Source organism: Polaribacter sp. R2A056_3_33, assembly GCF_019278485.1.
Classification (GTDB): Bacteria; Bacteroidota; Bacteroidia; order Flavobacteriales; family Flavobacteriaceae; genus Polaribacter.
Window position 1 is genome coordinate 2661102 of the sequence record NZ_CP058984.1, and the last position, 17540, is coordinate 2678641.

Below are 17540 nucleotides of genomic sequence, written 5' to 3' on the forward strand. Positions count from 1 at the left end.
ACATTTTAGACTAACTTTATAAAGTATAGATTTTTGTTTTAAACATCTAAATACCTAAACAATATGAGCAATTTAGTACAGCCTTTAAATTTTAAAAAGTGGATTGATGAACATCGTCATTTATTAAAACCGCCAGTTGGTAACAAGCAGGTTTGGGATAATGGCGAGTATATTGTAATGGTTGTTGGTGGGCCAAATAATAGAAAAGATTATCATTATAATGAAACTCCTGAGTTTTTCTATCAGGTAGAAGGAGGCATGATTCTAAAGATCATTGATGATAAAGGCAAGCAAATTGACGTAGAAATTAATGAAGGTGATATTTATTTGTTGCCAGCAAAAGTGCCACATTCTCCGCAAAGAAAAGAAAATACGGTTGGTTTGGTTATAGAATATCCGCGTTCTGAAGGGATGTTAGATGCTCTAGAATGGTATTGTGAAAACTGTGGAAACCAGTTGTATAGAGAAGAATTTGCATTGGGAAATATTGAAACAGATATGCCCGTTATTTTTGATAGATATTATTCTGATAAACAAAAATGTACTTGTGATAATTGTGGTACAGTAATGGAAGCTCCGAAAAAAGTTAAATAAATCGTGTTCGTCATTACGAGGAAGAATGACGAAGTAATCTCTTATTAAAAGATTGCCACGGCTTGTGCCTCGCAATGACAAAAAAATATGGAAAAAAGAAAACTACGCATAAACGGACATTCACATTTATTACCTTATCCAGAAGAAATTCCTGATTTTATGAAGGAAAAGGAGATTTTTTGGGTAGATGATGAGCGTAAACACATGTTACAAAAAGGGTGGAGAAGACCTGTAACGCATTCTAGTTTTTTCTTAGATGAAAAATTACTTTGGATGGAGAAAAACAAGCTAGATCATGCGGTTGTGTTGAATCTTTCTCAGTTATACGGGAATGGTTTGCGTTTAGAAGAAATGAAAAAAGCGTTGCGTTTTCAGAATGATTTTAATGCAAAAGTGCAGCGAGAACATCCGTCTAAATTTACCTGTGGCTTTGTAGTGCATCCTGGTTTTATTTATGGTGCTTTAGATGAAATAAAACGTTGTGTAGAAGAATTAGGCTTAAAAGTTTTGTGTTTACCAACACATTTTATGGATTCGATTGGGCAATGGCGTTGTGTTTTTGACGAAGAAAATGATGCTATTTTTGAATTAGCTGACAAGTATAAACTGGCAATTGAAATTCACCCGTATGATGGTGATAAAATGATAAAATTAGAAAATACCAATTGGCGTTTTCATTTAATTTGGATGTTGGCACAATGTGGCGATGCGTATCATTTTTATACCTTAAACGGAATGCAAGAGCGTTTTAAAAATATTAGAACTTGTTTTGCGCATGGAGGTCAATTGGCACAAATGAATTTAGGAAGAAGGATTCAGGGTTTTGATGGAAGACCTGATTTGTTTGAAGGTAAAACGCATCCTAGAAAATCCGTTGGTCATAAAAATATCTTTTTTGACACGTTGGTGCACGATACAGATTCTTTAAAATTAATGTTTAAAAGACAAGGCACAAGTCAGGTTTTAATGGGCTTAGACGATCCGTATCCGTTAGGAGAAATGGAAAGTGATGCACAGTCTTCTTATCCTGGTAAAATATTAGATTTAGCAATACGTGAGAATATTATTACTGAAACAGAAAAAGGACAAATTTGGGAAGATAATGTGTTGCAGTGGTTGTTTGGTGATGATGAGGTTGCTAAGCAAGAGTTGATAAAAAAGATACTCTCTTAATAAGTTGACAGTTTACAGTTGCAGTATTCTGTTAATAATTAACTGAAAACTGCAACTGAAAACTGAATACTATTTCTCACACTGTTTTAAAAGGTTTTCAGCTCTTTCTAACATAAACTTTGGGTAGAATTCAATATCAATTTTTTCTTTTTTACCTAGCTCAATGGCGCGTTTAATTTCTGCACAATATGGTTTTGTAGATTTTCCGAAGAAACGAGCAGACCCCATATTCCATTCTGCATTTCCTAAAATAACTCTTGGGTTGTTGGGTGCAATTTGTAATGCTTTTGCATATAGTTGACTGGTTTCTCCTGATAAAGTCATCCCGTACTTTTGTCCATCAAAAGCAATATAACCGAGGTTTAATAGTGCTTGGGTAATTATAATTTCTGGATTATTTTCTGAATTTGATTTGGCGACATCTAAAAATTCTTGAGCCTTTGTTAATTTCGATTTTAAAACAGTTTCATCTGTTAAACCGAAGCTACTTAAAATCTCTACCGTTGCGGTATAATAAGCTGGCATCCATTTTTTGGGTTCAGCCTTAGAGATTCTTTCAAATAATTGAGAAGCTTCCGTCATGTTTCCTTTTTGCCAGAGTCCGAATGCTTTTTGCATTCCTTTTTGATATTTTGTTTGCGCAGAAATTCCTGTCGCAATGAAAATTGCGATCATTAAAATAGATTTTTTCATCTTAAAAAGTTTTAGGTAGTTGGGTTATATTTTAATTTCAATTGTTTTGTTTGCTGTTAATTGAAATTTAGCATCATCGTATTTTGGAGGTCCCATAAAGCCTCTTGCGTTGTTTGAGCAACCATAGTCTTCTTTAGGAATTTTAAACATGTTCGTGTCCATTTTTTTGTTATCATTTTCATCATGAACAAATGAAACGGCATATTCACCTTTTGGTAAATTTTTAAAAATGACTATAGATTTTTTATCTTTAATATTTGCGGTATCTGCTTTATATTGCTTTTTTAAGAAATGGTCTTTCTTGTTGTAAAGACCAACTAATAACATTCCTTTATCAGAATTTAAACCAGCAATGTTAATGGTTAAATCTGCGGTTTCTTCTTGGGCATTAGTAGATAAGATTCCACTAAAAACGATGGCTAGTATTAAAAGTAATTTTTTCATAATTGTTTTTCTTTTTTATTGATATTTCAAATATCTGATGTTTCTACGTAAAATACACAAGAATAATACCGAATTGTTCTTTTTTGTTTCTGAGTTGTGGTTTAAGCTTCGTTTCAAAGAAGAGAAGTATGAACGATGGGAAATCTTTTTTTATGAAGGGATTCCTTAATAGCCCAAGAAGCTCATTTCGGAATGACAAATTACTACAAATTATCTAACTGATTTGTCTTTTTATTGTCACTAATTGTCCAGAAGAAACCTACAAAAAAGAAACTATCAGCATTTGGTATAATGGCTTGTCGCTCAAAATTTCCATTCGGTTCTGCACTGGTTTTATAGTTATAACCAAATACATTCTGAGTAGCCAAAACATTGTTAACAGAGAAATATAAAATCTTTTGTTGATCTATTAAATAGGCCCAATTTACACTTAAAGAGTTATAGTTTTTAGTCTGATTATTTAAAAAACCAGTTTCATTTGGGTTGGTGTAATTTCTGCCGGAAGCAAAATTGTAACTAAATCCAACTTGACTTTTCCAATCTGCTATCCAATGTTTAGCCACCACAGATAAATTGTGCTTTGATGCAAAATTAGGAGTTGCAGCAGTTGGATAATTTTTATAATCTCTTTTGGTGTCTAGATAGGAGTAAGAAACCCAATAATCAGTATTTTTTATTTTACCATTTTGTCTCCAGAAAATATCAAATCCTTTTGCGTAACCATTTCCGTTATTGTTAAATTTACTTGTAAATATTGGTCGGTTATCGTCATATTTTACCAAGTCTTTATATTCTTTTAAATAGGCTTCGATTCTAAAAATTTGACCTTGTTTTGTATGTTGATAATTGGCAATTAAATGTGAGGTGTTTTCGGCTTTAAAATCTTGACTAAATTTTAAATATTCATTTTTAGGATTCTGATAAAACTGACCATAAGCCAAGGAAAATTGTGCGTTTTTATTCACTTTATAAGCAATAGAGGTTCTAGGAGAAATTGTAGATTCATTTAATAACTCAGAATGTTCTGCACGGACTCCTATTTTTGTTGCTAAATTTTTAGAGAAGAAAATATCTGTTTCTACAAACGAAGCAAAGATGTTATTTTGAAACCCAAATTCTATTTCCTTGCTATTATTAGCAGTGTAACCTTCGTTAAAATTGGTCATAAAATATTCTGATCCAAAACTTACTTTAAATCGATTAGAAAACTGTTTTTTTAACTTCACTTTTAAGTGCATGGAGTTTTCATTGTCAGTTACTAAATCGTCAATAATTTTAAGGTTAGAATGATCGTTGGTGAAACTAAACCCCGTTTCTATTCTCCAATTATCTCCAAATTTATTCTTGTAAGAAGTATTAAAGTAAAGATTTCTATTTTTTAGCCCGAAACGAAATCCATCCACAAAATTAATATCATCTTGTATGACATCGAAATTTGTATAACTAAATGCGCCGTATAATTTTAATAAAGATTCATTCTTAAATTTATGTCTATATACCATCTCTCCACTTAAGGATTGTACTGGTTTTTTCCATGTATTTCTATTAGGAAAAGCTTCTTGATAGGGTGCTAAATTGATGTAAGAAGTATTTACACTAAATGAATTGTTTTCCCAAATTTGTGTATTACCAACACCCAAGCCTAAAGTCATAAAAGACAAATCTGTTTTTTCTTCTATAGGTTCATCAATGGTATTTAATCGTAAAACGCTCGATAATGCTTGTCCGTATTCTGCAGAATATCCACCGGTGGAAAAAGAAATTCCTTTAAATAAGAAAGGAGAGAAGCGTCCACGAGTAGGAATGTTTCTTGCGGATGGAGTGTAAGGAGTAAAAACACGAATTCCATCAACAAAAATCTGAGTTTCTTCTGCTTCACCACCACGCACAAATAACCGTCCATCTTCATCTACTGTAGAAGTTCCGGGAAGTGTCTGTAAAGCGCCCATAACATCGCCTAAAGCACTTGCTGTAGTTACAATGTCTAGTGGTTTTAGAACGGTAACTTTTGCTTTTTCTCCTGCTTCAAACGTTCCAGCGTTTATAACAACAGCGTCTAAAGAATTTACATCATCTCTTAATTTAATTTTTAAATTTTTGAGAGATGAAACATCCGCTGTTTTTATAAAGGGTTCAAAAGAAATAAAAGAAATGATTAAAGTTTGTGTTCCTTTTTCATCGGTTTTGAAAAAGAATTCTCCTAGTTCATTCGTTGAGGTTCCATCATACGTCCCGTCTAAATAAACATTTGCTCCATTGATAGGTTTGCTTTTAGAATCTGTTACTTTTCCGGAAATGGTAGTTTGTGCAATTGCTGATAATTGGCAGCTTAACAATATTAAAAGTAGAATATGTTTCATCTTGTTTGGTTTGGTGCTACAAAGATGTGGTGTTATTTATGTTAAAAATAAAAACAAATACTGAGTTGTAATTTTTGAATGATGAGTTGTAAAACTTTTATAAAATAAGTATAACTGCTTTTAATTTTCTTAATAAACGCTTTTTAAATGTGATGAATATCTTTTTTCCTAAATTTAGGAAAGCCTTTTAAGGTCTTATTAGTTATGCCGTTTTAGTTTGTTGAAAATGAGTGACCTATCTTAGGTAGGCTTTGTTATGAAAGGATTAGTGCCCATCTTTTCTTTATGTTTACTTAATACTATAGCTTCAATTTCACGTACCCGTTAATATTTAATTAATGTTTTTAACAGTAAGGTTACTCAAGATTAAGGGAACCGTAATGCTTAGTTAATATTTGAGAAGGCTTCAAAAGATATTTTTGTGATCAATTAATTAACCTTTATAAATTAAATGATGAACAAGTACTTTAAATTATTTTTATTCCTTTTTGTTGTAACTTCTGTAAGTACAGTTTTTACGAGTTGTAATCCTGAAGACGGTGTGGATGGTATTGACGGTGTTGATGGCGTTAATGGATCGGACGGTGAAGATGGTGAGGATTTTACACCTTCTCCAGAAATGTTTTCTAACAAATCTTCTTTAGCTCCTTTAGTAACAATAAATTCAGACTTTAGTTCAGTGGAAGCTTTTTCTTTAATAAGTTCTACCGATGTACTTTCTAACGGTTTTCGTTTAGTTGGTGCACAAGACGGTGCAGGGTTTTTAAAAGATGGAGATGAGTACATCTATGTTGTAAATGCAGAAGACGATTACGCAGTTTCTAGAATTCGTTTTGACAAAGACTTAAATCCTATAGAAGGAGATTGGTTATTAAATAGTGGTGTTGCAGATTATGCAAGACAATGTTCTGGAACTATGTGGGAAGCAGCTATACATGGTGGTGATAAAGATATCTTTTTATCGGCTTCAGAGAGTTATGCTTATGATGTAAAGGGTATAGACCCTTGGATTGAAACACCTACACCTACAGCAGATTTTGGTTTAGATGCATTAGGAGAATTCTCTTGGGAAAATGCAGTGCCTTTGCCACAAGGAGCATATGCTGGTAAAACAGTAATTGTTGGTGGTGATGATGATTCTAGTGGTTCTGAAGGACAAGTTATTATGTATGTTTCTGAAAATGGTGATGCTGATTTAGAAAACGGAAAAGTATATGTTTTAAGATTTAAACAAGTATCTGATGGTGCTGGAGGAACAATGGATGTTGCAGCGAATACTGTTTACAACGAAGGAAGTTTAGATTTCTCTAAATCGTATGATGTAGAATTTGTTGAAATTGTTGATGGTGCTAGTTTAACTAAAAACGAAATGGAAACAGCTTGTACAAATGTGTTTGCTTCTCAGTTTATGAGAGTAGAAGATGTAGATTATAGAAAAGGTAGCGATGCTAACGCAAGAGACGTATTTTTTGCCGTAACAGGAAGAGGTCCCGGAAGAGGAACTTATAATGATTGGGGTACCGTTTATAAAATTGAATTAGATGCAACCAACCCATTAGAAGGTAAATTAACGCAAATTATTAGTGGTAATACAGATACTAATAATAAAGACGGTAATGTATCAGAATTACAAAGTCCAGATAATATTTGTGTAACAGAGAACTTTATTTATACGCAAGAAGATCCAAACTCTTTTGCAAGAAATCATGCTGCTCAAATTTATCAAAGTGATTTAAGTGGAAACAATACAAAAGTTGTTTTAGCATTAAAAATTGAAAATAATTTAGCCCCATCTGGTTCATCTGGTTTTTCTGGGGAGTTTGGTGCATTAACAGATATATCTGATAAAGTTGGAGTTCCAGATACTTTTATTTTAAACCTACAACCACATTATTGGCAAAGTGATGATTTCGTTTCAAGCAGTTTACCACATAACCAAGGTGGGCAAATTGTTTTATTAAAAGGATTGGAAAGATAATACACAAACTATATTTTTAATACTAAGAATCTTCATTTTTACAATGAAGATTCTTTCATTTTTTAGAACTTTCAATATGTTTAAATATTTTAAATCGTTATTTTTTTTATTAATGGGTGTTCTTTTTATGTCTTGTAATCAAGATAAAAAAGAAATGATTCCTATCGTTAATTGGTCTTTTGCACAAGAGTACTATGCTCAAAATTTAGATGTTGCTTTGCTGTATATCGATAGTTTAGAGGTTTCAGGAATGCATGGAGAAAAATCAAAAAAGTATTTTGAATTATCTAGAGCTGCATTTAAAAAAGCAGAGCCTTATGCATCTTATTTAAACCCCGAAGTTGGCCACAGAGCTAACGGACCAGCCTTACCAATTTATAAGGAAGATACAGGTAAAATAATAAAACCAGTAGGTTACCAAAAAATAGAAGAAAGTATTTTTGATAATGAGACGTCAGAAGCCGATTTTACACAAGAATTGTATGTGCAAAAAGGCTTACTTTCTAATCTTAAAAAAGGGATTATAAAACGACCATTAAATCCGCAACGTTTTTTTATAGCAACACATCAACAACTTTTAAGAATTATAAGTTTAGCTATTTCAGGTTTCGATACACCCGTGAGTCATTTAGGAATTAAAGAAACGATTATTTCTTTAAAAAGTTTGCAAACTGTTTATGAGCAAACAATACAGAGTGTTGTAAAAGAGAAAAATAAGGAGTTAGATGCTGCTTTTAATAGTAATATTGAAAGCGCTATTTCGTTTATTAAAAAAAATGAAGATTTTGATACTTTTGATCGTTTTACTTTTACAAGAGATTACATGAACTCGATTACTAGAAATTGGGTTGAAATAAGAAAAGTGAGTGCGCTTTGGAAGCCCATAAATACAACTCCTTTTAATTTTGATGCGCCTACCTTTTTTGAAGACAATAGTTTTAGTTTAAATTATTTTACGCCAGCTATCAATCAAAATCCAACCAATAAACAAATAGCTTTAGGTAGAAAATTATTTTCAGACCCTAAACTTTCTAAAAATGGAAAGATGGCTTGTGTAACTTGTCATTTACAAGACAAAGGTTATGCAGATAATGTCGATTTTAATATTGATAATCAAGGGAATCCTTTAGAACGAAATACACCAACACTTATAAATACCGCTTTTCAACAAAGTTTCTTTTTAGATGGAAGATCAAATACATTATTAGATCAAATTTCAGCTGTTTTTACAAATGATAAAGAGTTTAACTCTAATGTGCATAAATTTTCTAATGCTATTTTAAAAGATTCGACGTACACGCCTCTTTTTAAAGATGCTTTTGGCAAAGTGTCATCTAATAATACAGATGTTATAAAAGCAATTTCATCTTATGTTTCAACTTTAAATGGTTTCAATTCTAAATTTGATAAAAATATGAGAGGAGAAGAAAATAATTTTTCTAATGAAGAAAAACTTGGCTACAATTTATTTATGGGAAAAGCTTTATGTGCCACTTGCCATTTTATGCCATTAACAAATGGTACAGTGCCTCCTTTTTTTACAGAAACAGAGAAAGAAGTTATTGGAGTTCCGGAAACAGCAGAAAATAAAAAATTAGATGATGATTTAGGGTTTTATTGGAGCTTTAAAGAAGAACTGCATAAAGGAATGTTTAAAACACCCTCTATTAGGAATATTGAATTAACTGCTCCGTATATGCACAATGGTGTTTACAATACTTTAGAGCAGGTTGTTGAGTTTTATAACCTTGGCGGTGGCGGCGGATTAGGTTTTGATTTAGAGCACCAAACCTTACCTTTTGATGAATTGAACTTAACTGCAGAAGAACAAAACGCCATCGTTGCTTTTATGAAAACGTTGACGGAAACACTTGATGAAAACCATGAAGAGTCTAAATAGTAATTAAATGTATTTTATTTCTTTATATCTTCTTTAGAATACTTTTTTTGATTAGTCAAAAGAACTTTCTAAAGAAGATTTTTTTTGCAATAGCACTTGTATTAAATGCGCATGTTTTATTTCGAAATTTTATCAGTTTTCATCTTTTGAAGGTAGTAGAATAGAAGTCCGCTTGCAAAATAAAGAAGAATATCTACAATATCTGTGGTATATCTTGCTAAGTATTTAGGGAAAATAAACTCGAATAAAAGACTATAAATAAAACAAACGTATAGAATTATAGGGAAACTCAACGTGTAACTTTTATCGTTTTTAGACCATTTTAAAATTTGTAAACTGATGTATAAAACAATCGGAATGATTAAAAAATCATTCACATAAAAACTAATGAATTTAGGTAAAGGAAAGGAAAGATATTGAAGAAGATAGATTGTACTTCCTATCAATAAAGAAATCAAAAAATAGTGAAAGAGTATTTTTTTCATCTTAACCCGCAGCAACCATTGCAATAAACCAAGCCAAACCAGCACCAATAATACTAACAATTGTAAAGGCAGAATACAAAATCCAGCCGGTAATTTTATACAAAATATTAGGATGTTTTTTTAATCTTTCTGTTAAATTGGGGTTTTCTCTTTCATGAATAACCTTGTCAATTTCATTTTGTTTTACAACATTGGCTTTGAGTTCTCTTTTCTTTTGATGAGAAATTAGGGTGTTGCAGTTTGTGCAATATTCTTTATTGGTGTTAAAAACCCCACAGTTCGGACACTTTATGATTCTTTTTTCTGCCATTTATTTTCTAAAACTAAAGCTGTTTTTATTTTTATAAGGTCTAATAATTAAACGAGTTTCTCTATCGAAACGAATATAATTATATACCCAATTTAGAAAAACAATCGCTTTGTTTCTAAATCCGATTAAAGAAAACAAATGAACAAACATCCAAACAAACCAAGCAAAAACTCCTTGAAATTTCCAGTTTTTTAAATCTACAACGGCTTTATTACGTCCAATAGTCGCCATAGCTCCTTTGTCTTTATAAATAAATGCCTTTTGTTCTTTATTGTACAATTTCGCCAATATATTTTTTGAAACTAACCGACCTTGTTGAATAGCAGGTTGTGCCATCATTGGGTGTCCGAAAGGAGTTTTTTCTGAAGACATACAAGCAACATCTCCAATTGCATATACATTTGGGTGCCCTAAAACTTGATTGTATTCATTTACTTTTATTCTAGCAGCTCTTTCAATAATACATTCAGTGTTTAGACCATCAATCATTTGTCCTTTTACGCCAGCAGCCCAAATAACGGTTTCCGCCTTAAAATGATCTTCTCCATTTGTGGTAACTATTTTTTCATTATAATCTAAAACACGTAAGTTTTTCCAAACATTTACACCTAGTTTTATTAGAAAATCTTCTGCTTTTTCAGAAGCCTTAGCACTCATTCCTTTTAACAAACAATCAGAACTTTGAATTAAGTTAATCTGCATTTGACGGATATCTAAATCAGGATAATCTTTAGGCAAGATTCCCTTTTTCATCTCTGCTAAAGCACCAGCTAATTCTACACCTGTTGGTCCACCACCAACAATTACAAAATTCATCAAAGCGTTTCTTTCTTCAATATTAGAGGTTAATAAAGCTTCTTCGAAGTTTTCTAAAATTAGACTTCTAATATTTAAAGACTGCGGAATGGACTTCATTTCCATCGTATGTTTTTGGATGTTTGTATTTCCAAAAAAGTTGGTTGTAGAGCCTGTAGCAATAATTAACTCATCATACTCTAAGTTTCCAATAGCAGTTTCAATAGTATTGTTTTCTGGATTTATTTTTTCTACTTCAGTCAATCTAAAATAGAAATTTTCCACATCGTTAAAACGTTTTCTTAAAGGAAAGGCAATAGAATCTGGCTCTAAACCACCTGTTGCAACCTGATATAATAAAGGTTGAAATGTATGGTAATTGTGTTTGTCAATTAACACAACTTGCAGTTCTTGCTCTTCTAACCCTCTAGCTGCAGCTAAACCAGCAAAACCACCACCAATAATTACAACTCTTGGAAAACTAGTTTGTGGTATGTTCATATAGTATATTTTAACATCAAAAATACAATATGTTTACGTAAAAAAAGAGAACAGCCTAAGACTAATTCTTAAACTGTTCTGTTTTTATTAAACTGTGGTTGCTACTCTTTCTCTCATTAATTTTGCAGAAGCAACTAAATTTTCTAAAGCCAATTTTGTTTCTGGCCAATCTCTTGTTTTTAATCCGCAGTCTGGGTTTACCCAAATGTTTTCTTGAGGTAATAAATTTGTTGCTTTTATGAGTAAACTTTCTATTTCATGTACGTTTGGTACCCTTGGAGAATGAATGTCATAAACTCCAGGACCAATTTCATTGGGATATTTAAAATCGACAAAAGCATCTAATAATTCCATTTCAGAACGAGACGTTTCTATGGTAATTACATCGGCATCCATATCTGCAATATTTGCAATAATATCGTTAAACTCAGAATAACACATGTGTGTGTGAATTTGGGTTTCATCTTTAACAACACTTGCCGATATTTTAAACGCATTTACCGCCCATTTTAAATAGGCTGCCCAGTTATCCTTTCTTAAAGGCAAGCCTTCTCTTATTGCAGGTTCATCAATTTGAATAATTTTTATGCCTGCTTTTTCTAAATCGGCAACTTCGTCTCGTATGGCCAATGCAATTTGATTACACGTTTGTGTTCTTGGTTGATCATCTCTAACAAAAGACCATTGTAAAATTGTTACAGGCCCTGTAAGCATTCCTTTTACGTATTTTTGAGATAAACTCTGCGCATATTCTGTCCATTTTACAGTCATAGGGTTTTCTCTAGACACATCACCAAAAAGAATAGGAGGTTTTACACACCTTGTACCATAACTCTGCACCCAACCAAAACTAGAAAAAGCAAAACCAGCTAATCTTTCTCCGAAATATTCTACCATGTCATTACGCTCAAACTCACCATGAACTAAAACATCTAAGCCAATATTTTCTTGAAATTTGATAGCACTAGTTATTTCTTCTTCTAAAAAGGAGTTGTATTTTTCTTCGGATATTTGCTTTCTTTTATACTGTAACCTTAAATATCTCACTTCTTTAGTTTGTGGAAAAGAACCAATAGTTGTGGTTGGAAAAAGAGGTAACTGTAATTCTTGTTGCTGTTTTTTCTGTCTTTCTGCAAAAACACTTTTCCTTAAACTATCTGCCTCTGTTAATGCATTTATACGTTGTTTAACTTTGTTGTTATGTATAAGTGTAGATTTTTCTTTGTTGATAAAAGCGAGTCTGTTGGCTTCGATTTCTTTAATGTCTGATGCTTGTAAATTATCTTGAGCTATTTTTTTAAGCAAAACAATTTCTTGTAACTTCTGTTTAGCAAAAGCCAACCATTGTGTTACTTCTTCTAGAATGGAACCATCTTTTTCGTTATCTAAATCATACGGACTGTGCAATAAAGAACATGAAGAAGAAATCCAAAGGTTATCACCTTTAATTGCCTTTGCTTTGTTGATGATTTCTATGGATGTATCAAAATTATTTTTCCAAATATTTCTTCCATCAACAATACCTAAAGACAGTATTTGGTTTTTATTTTGATGAACTAAAATGGAATCTAATTCGTCTAAACCTCTCACTAAGTCTACATGTAGAACATCAACTGGTAAAGATAATGTTAGATTTAAATTATCGTTTAGATTTCCAAAATAGTTAGCTAAAATTAATGTAATCTTAGGAAATTTAGCTTTTAAAAGAGTGTAGGTTTTAAAATAAGCCTCTTGTTCTTTAAGTGTTAAATCTAAGGATAAGTAAGGTTCATCAAACTGAATATTCGTTACTCCTTCGTTTTGTAATTCTTCAATTAATTGAATATAAGTAGGTAATAAACGATCTAATAACTCTAATCGATGAAAGCCGTTTTCCTTTTCTTTTCCAACCAATAAATAAGTTAAAGGTCCAATTAATACAGGTTTTGTATTGATGCCTATTTGTAAAGCTTCGCGATATTCGCTAATAATTTTACAAGAATTCAATTCAAATTGTTGCTCTTTTTCAAACTCAGGAACCAAATAATGGTAATTAGTATCAAACCATTTAGTCATTTCCATTGCAACAATATCAAAACTATCTTTTTGAAAACCACGTGCCATTGCAAAGTATAAATCGACAAAAGATACCTTATTTTTTAATTCTTTAAATCTTTTAGGAATACAATTTAAGGTTAACGACATATCTAAAACTTGGTCGTATAAAGAAAAATCATTTGAAGGAATAAGGTCTATTCCTATTTCCTTTTGATTCAACCAGTTTTTCTTTTTAATGTCGCTGGCAACTTTTAATAGCGTTGTTTCATCTATATTTTCTTTCCAGTAACTCTCAATTGCTTTTTTTAGTTCTCTTTTTTCTCCAATTCTTGGATGCCCTAAAATAGTAGTTTTCATTGTTATAAGTTTTAATTACTGTACAAACCTATAACTTATAAATAAAAATAATGTATTTTGATTCATATTCAGAATATAAAACTATTTTTGAGTCAAAGACAGTGTAAAATACTTTTATGTACTGCAGTTGAACTTAAAAAAGAAAAATATTCTATGTATCAAGTTGATGAAATTGATTTACAACTACTTCGTTTATTGCAAAAAGACGCAGATATTACTACAAAAGAACTTGCTCAGCGTGTAAATCTTACAAATACGCCTGTTTTTGATCGCATAAAACGATTAAAAAAAGAAGGTTATATAAAAAAAACAACGGCTATTTTATGTAGTGAGAAGTTAGATGTTTCTTTAATTGTATTCTGTAATGTGAAGTTAAAGGAACATACCAAAGAAATAGGAAATCAGTTTGTAAAAGATATTATGTTTCTTAAAGAGGTAACAGAATGCTATAATACTTCTGGCGATTTTGATTTTTTATTAAAAGTGATGGTAAAAGATATGAAACATTATCAATCTTTTGTTTTACAAAGTTTGGGGTCTGTTAAAGGTATTGGAAGTGCTCATAGTACATTTGTGATGGGAGAAATTAAGAATAACCACGGAATTCCTTTATAGCTCTCGTTTAATTTGTTGTAAAGTTTTATCGATTAATCTAGTTCAAAAATTGATTTAAAGTTTTGTATAAAAATAAGACTTCTCTTTCTTGTTCCGTTATAAGTTGTATGGTAAGGGTGGTTTAATATTAAACTATCATTAACTACAAATGTTTTCGGGTTTCCAATTAGCTTTAAACCTGTTTTTTTATAAAAATTTATAATATCAGTATTAAACCTATCATCATATTCAGACTCTGCAATAGGAGGGAATGTGATAAATAAATGAGCTCCTTTTTTTTCGATTTCTTTTTTTGCTTTTAAAATATTTTTTTTAAATTCTGTGCTTATTACATGATTGTAATTATATTTTTCATACCTACTTATTTGACTAGCATTCCAAGTTCTTTTTTCATTTTTGTGATGAATATAATCACCTCTTGAATTGTATTTTTTTAAATCGTTGTATAAGTTTGGTTTAAAAAAGGATTTTAATTTTCTGTAAGAAAGTAAAACATTCATTTTAGGAATATTGTATATAAACTTTATTTTTTGTTGAAAATTTTGATATTTAAAAAAAGAAGAATTATTGTATACCGAAGCTAATTGTGCTGTTGAGATAGAGTTGTCTTGGTCATAATAATTATCAAATTCAGGTCCATAAACAACAATATCTCCTTTTTTTACTTTGTCTGATATATAATTTAAAATAAAGTTAGATTTATGCGATAAAGTAAAAGAGGTATTAAATACTTCTCTATTTAATTTTTTTGAAACTAACTCGGAGTCAAAAGAATTCCCCATGCTAGAACCAGCAATAACGTAAATAGGTTTTTCTATTGTGTTGTTAAAAAAGCTTGCTTTTTTTGTTTCCATTGGAGTAATCCAACTTCCAAGACTCAATAAAATATAAATTATAAGATTAATACTTATAATTATGCTAGATATTAGGAATATTTTGGTTCTAAATTTTTTCATTAAAATTGAAAATATATAAAATCTACTACTTTGTTAGAGACTGTGTAGAATAAGATTGATTGAACAATTATAAAATAGAAAGCATAACGTAAAACTTTATTTTTAATTTTTAAAGTCTCTGTTTTTCTAGAAAACCATTCTAATAATATAAATAGTAAAATTATAAAGTTAAACTTTTCTATTGAACTATTTGTTTGAACAGTATTATAGAAAATTCTAGTTATATAATCTATTGCTGTAGTAACTGTTTCTGCTCTAAAGAATATCCATGCAAATGTTACTAAAATAAATGTTGTTAGCATTTGTAAGAATTCTTTAATAGATGGTAAGTGTTTTTCTTGAGCAACCATGCCTGTATTTTTTCTATTTTTATTGGTTAATAATAAAGGTAAAAAAAAGAGTGCATTTAGTCCTCCCCAAAATATAAAAGTCCAATTTGCTCCATGCCAGAAACCACTAACTAGAAAAATAATAAATACGTTTCTAATTTGTTTAAATTTATTTCCTTTTGAACCTCCTAACGGAATATAAAGATAATCTCTAAACCAAGTAGAAAGAGAAATATGCCAACGCCTCCAAAACTCAGCAATATCTCTAGAGAAATAAGGGTAATTAAAGTTTCTCATTAAGTTAAAACCAAACAGTCTAGAGGTTCCAATAGCAATATCCGAATAACCAGAAAAATCCCCATAAATTTGAAACGTAAAATAAATGGCTCCGAGTATTAGTGTTAAACTAGATTGGTGTTGATAATCTCCAAAAATTTCATTAGCATACATTGCAGAGTTGTCTGCTATTACTATTTTTTTGAATAGTCCCCACAAAATGAGTTTCATTCCAGAAGCTGCTAAATCATAATTAAATGATCTTTTTTTGTAGAATTGAGGTAACAAATTAGTTGCTCTTTCTATTGGTCCTGCAACTAGTTGGGGAAAAAAAGAAACAAAGCTAGCAAAAGCAATAAAATTTTTTGTTGGTTTTAATTGATTACGATATACATCTATAGAGTAACTTAATGTTTGAAAAGTATAAAAAGAAATCCCGACGGGTAATATAATGTTTAATGAACTTTTATGCATTGTAATACCAATGCTAGACCATGCATCGACCCAATTTTCAATAAAAAAATTAAAGTATTTAAAAAAGCCTAATAAGCCTAAGTTAAAACCTAAACTTAACCATAATAAATATTTTCTTTTATGGCTGTTTTCTGTTTTGTTTAATTGTAGACCAATACTATAATCTACAAGAGTACTTAGTAATATTAACGATAAAAACCTCCAATCCCACCAGCCATAAAAAATATAGCTAGCTACTAATATTAATAAATTTTGTACTTTTAATTTTTTTAAGACAAACCAATATAGTGTAAAAACAGTAGGTAAAAAGAGTAAAAACTCTAATGAATTAAATAGCATAAGATAGCAGACCTTTATTGCAAAAGTACATTTTTATTATTTTTGTTCTCTTTTTATTTGTTGTAATGTTTTATTGGTGTTGATGAATTCTGTGATAATTTTAAAACGGGTAGTTTCTATATCATCTTCAAAATAGTTTGCCCATTTTGTTTCTTTAAATAAAATGGAAATCTGTTTTATTTTTTGTTGCGCTTCATTTAATGTAATAAGAAGATTGTTGGTTTCTTCTTTTTTAGGTTGAATATTGGCTGTTTTTTCTTCAAAATTTACAGCAATAAAAAATATTTTTTCTGTTGAATTGATAGGGTAGAAGTCGCTCCATTTTGAAAATCCAATCACTGTTTGTTGGTTTTTATAATTTTCGTTAGCTATTAACTTCCATCTACAATTAGCAACGCGTCCCCAATGATTAGATTTTCTATACACACCTTCTTTGGTATAAAAATACATACTTTCAGATTTACTTTTATAATTGGTGTCTTCAGGGAATTCAAAGTTTTCTATTTGTTTGAATTCACAAAAAGTATGTTTAAAGAAGTTGGTTTTGTTGTATTGCTTCAAAAGTTTTTTATAATTTAGATCCTTCAGGTTTTTAAAACCTGAAGGATCTCTTTGTTGTTGCAAATTTAACAAAGGAATTTGAATTATCATAGCGATTAAGTAGCCTCACTTGTATATTTTAAAACAAAAAAACGCAATCAAATTAATGATTGCGTTTTAGTATTGTAAGAAAATATGTTTTTCTTTTAGAAGATCCCTCTTTTCATCGGGGTAAGTTCAATAGTGAATTTTGATTTATCAAAATTTTATTTCACTTATTTAACTTCTTCTAATGTAACTGATGCTGATATTCAGTGTGTTGTATGTTTATGGTACAGATATGAGTGCTTTGTCACTGTGGTATTTCTAATGAATACCCCTGTT

14 protein-coding genes are annotated in these 17540 nt (G+C 30.6%); 5 read left to right on the forward strand and 9 right to left on the reverse strand.

What is annotated here, in order from left to right; genetic code table 11:
• Positions 1–63: 63 nt before the first annotated feature.
• Both H0I29_RS11135 and H0I29_RS11140 read left to right on the forward strand, forming a co-directional pair.
• Complete coding sequence (locus H0I29_RS11135) at positions 64–594, forward strand: 3-hydroxyanthranilate 3,4-dioxygenase (protein WP_218752365.1); 531 nt, start codon at positions 64–66, stop codon at positions 592–594.
• Between the two features lie 87 nt (positions 595–681).
• Positions 682–1767: an amidohydrolase family protein gene (locus tag H0I29_RS11140; RefSeq protein WP_218752366.1), complete on the forward strand. Its 1086-nt coding sequence runs from the start codon at positions 682–684 to the stop codon at positions 1765–1767.
• Between the two features lie 69 nt (positions 1768–1836).
• On the opposite strand, the gene H0I29_RS11145 is transcribed toward H0I29_RS11140, so the two are convergent.
• From H0I29_RS11145 to H0I29_RS11155, 3 genes are all read right to left on the reverse strand, one after another.
• Positions 1837–2460 (reverse strand): M48 family metallopeptidase, encoded by a 624-nt coding sequence (locus H0I29_RS11145; RefSeq protein ID WP_218752367.1) that lies wholly within the window; start codon positions 2458–2460, stop codon positions 1837–1839.
• A 24-nt stretch (positions 2461–2484) separates the two neighbouring features.
• The gene (locus H0I29_RS11150; RefSeq protein ID WP_218752368.1) at positions 2485–2904 is read right to left on the reverse strand and encodes a DUF2141 domain-containing protein; all 420 of its coding nucleotides are present in this window, start codon (positions 2902–2904) and stop codon (positions 2485–2487) included.
• Positions 2905–3107: 203 nt separating this feature from the next.
• On the reverse strand, positions 3108–5264 hold the full coding sequence (locus H0I29_RS11155; RefSeq protein WP_218752369.1) for a TonB-dependent receptor: 2157 nt from the start codon (positions 5262–5264) through the stop codon (positions 3108–3110).
• 451 nt (positions 5265–5715) lie between these two features.
• Between H0I29_RS11155 and H0I29_RS11160 the strand changes: the two genes are divergently transcribed.
• A complete protein-coding gene (locus tag H0I29_RS11160; protein WP_218752370.1) occupies positions 5716–7242 on the forward strand; it encodes a PhoX family protein in 1527 nt (508 codons plus the stop codon).
• 76 nt (positions 7243–7318) lie between these two features.
• Entirely contained in the window at positions 7319–9142 is a 1824-nt protein-coding gene (locus H0I29_RS11165; RefSeq protein ID WP_218752371.1) for a cytochrome-c peroxidase, read from the forward strand.
• Positions 9143–9628: 486 nt separating this feature from the next.
• Here the strand turns inward: H0I29_RS11165 and H0I29_RS11170 are convergent, their stop codons facing one another.
• From H0I29_RS11170 to metE, 3 genes are all read right to left on the reverse strand, one after another.
• Positions 9629–9937, reverse strand: a complete 309-nt coding sequence (locus tag H0I29_RS11170) for a hypothetical protein (protein WP_218732828.1) — start codon at positions 9935–9937, stop codon at positions 9629–9631.
• Positions 9938–11233 carry an NAD(P)/FAD-dependent oxidoreductase gene (locus tag H0I29_RS11175; protein WP_218752372.1) on the reverse strand — a complete coding sequence of 432 codons (1296 nt, stop codon included), beginning with the start codon at positions 11231–11233 and terminating at the stop codon, positions 9938–9940.
• A gap of 87 nt (positions 11234–11320) precedes the next feature.
• Entirely contained in the window at positions 11321–13627 is a 2307-nt protein-coding gene (metE, locus tag H0I29_RS11180) for a 5-methyltetrahydropteroyltriglutamate--homocysteine S-methyltransferase (protein ID WP_218752373.1), read from the reverse strand.
• Between the two features lie 153 nt (positions 13628–13780).
• Here metE and H0I29_RS11185 point away from each other — a divergent pair, with 153 nt between their 5' ends.
• Positions 13781–14242 carry an Lrp/AsnC family transcriptional regulator gene (locus H0I29_RS11185; protein WP_218755234.1) on the forward strand — a complete coding sequence of 154 codons (462 nt, stop codon included), beginning with the start codon at positions 13781–13783 and terminating at the stop codon, positions 14240–14242.
• 32 nt (positions 14243–14274) lie between these two features.
• On the opposite strand, the gene H0I29_RS11190 is transcribed toward H0I29_RS11185, so the two are convergent.
• The 3 genes from H0I29_RS11190 to H0I29_RS11200 all read right to left on the reverse strand — a co-directional run bounded on the left by H0I29_RS11190 (position 14275) and on the right by H0I29_RS11200 (position 17177).
• Positions 14275–15096: a hypothetical protein gene (locus H0I29_RS11190; protein WP_218752374.1), complete on the reverse strand. Its 822-nt coding sequence runs from the start codon at positions 15094–15096 to the stop codon at positions 14275–14277.
• 101 nt (positions 15097–15197) lie between these two features.
• Entirely contained in the window at positions 15198–16616 is a 1419-nt protein-coding gene (locus H0I29_RS11195) for an MBOAT family protein (RefSeq protein ID WP_218752375.1), read from the reverse strand.
• Between the two features lie 36 nt (positions 16617–16652).
• The gene (locus H0I29_RS11200) at positions 16653–17177 is read right to left on the reverse strand and encodes a hypothetical protein (RefSeq protein ID WP_218752376.1); all 525 of its coding nucleotides are present in this window, start codon (positions 17175–17177) and stop codon (positions 16653–16655) included.
• Positions 17178–17540: the final 363 nt, after the last annotated feature.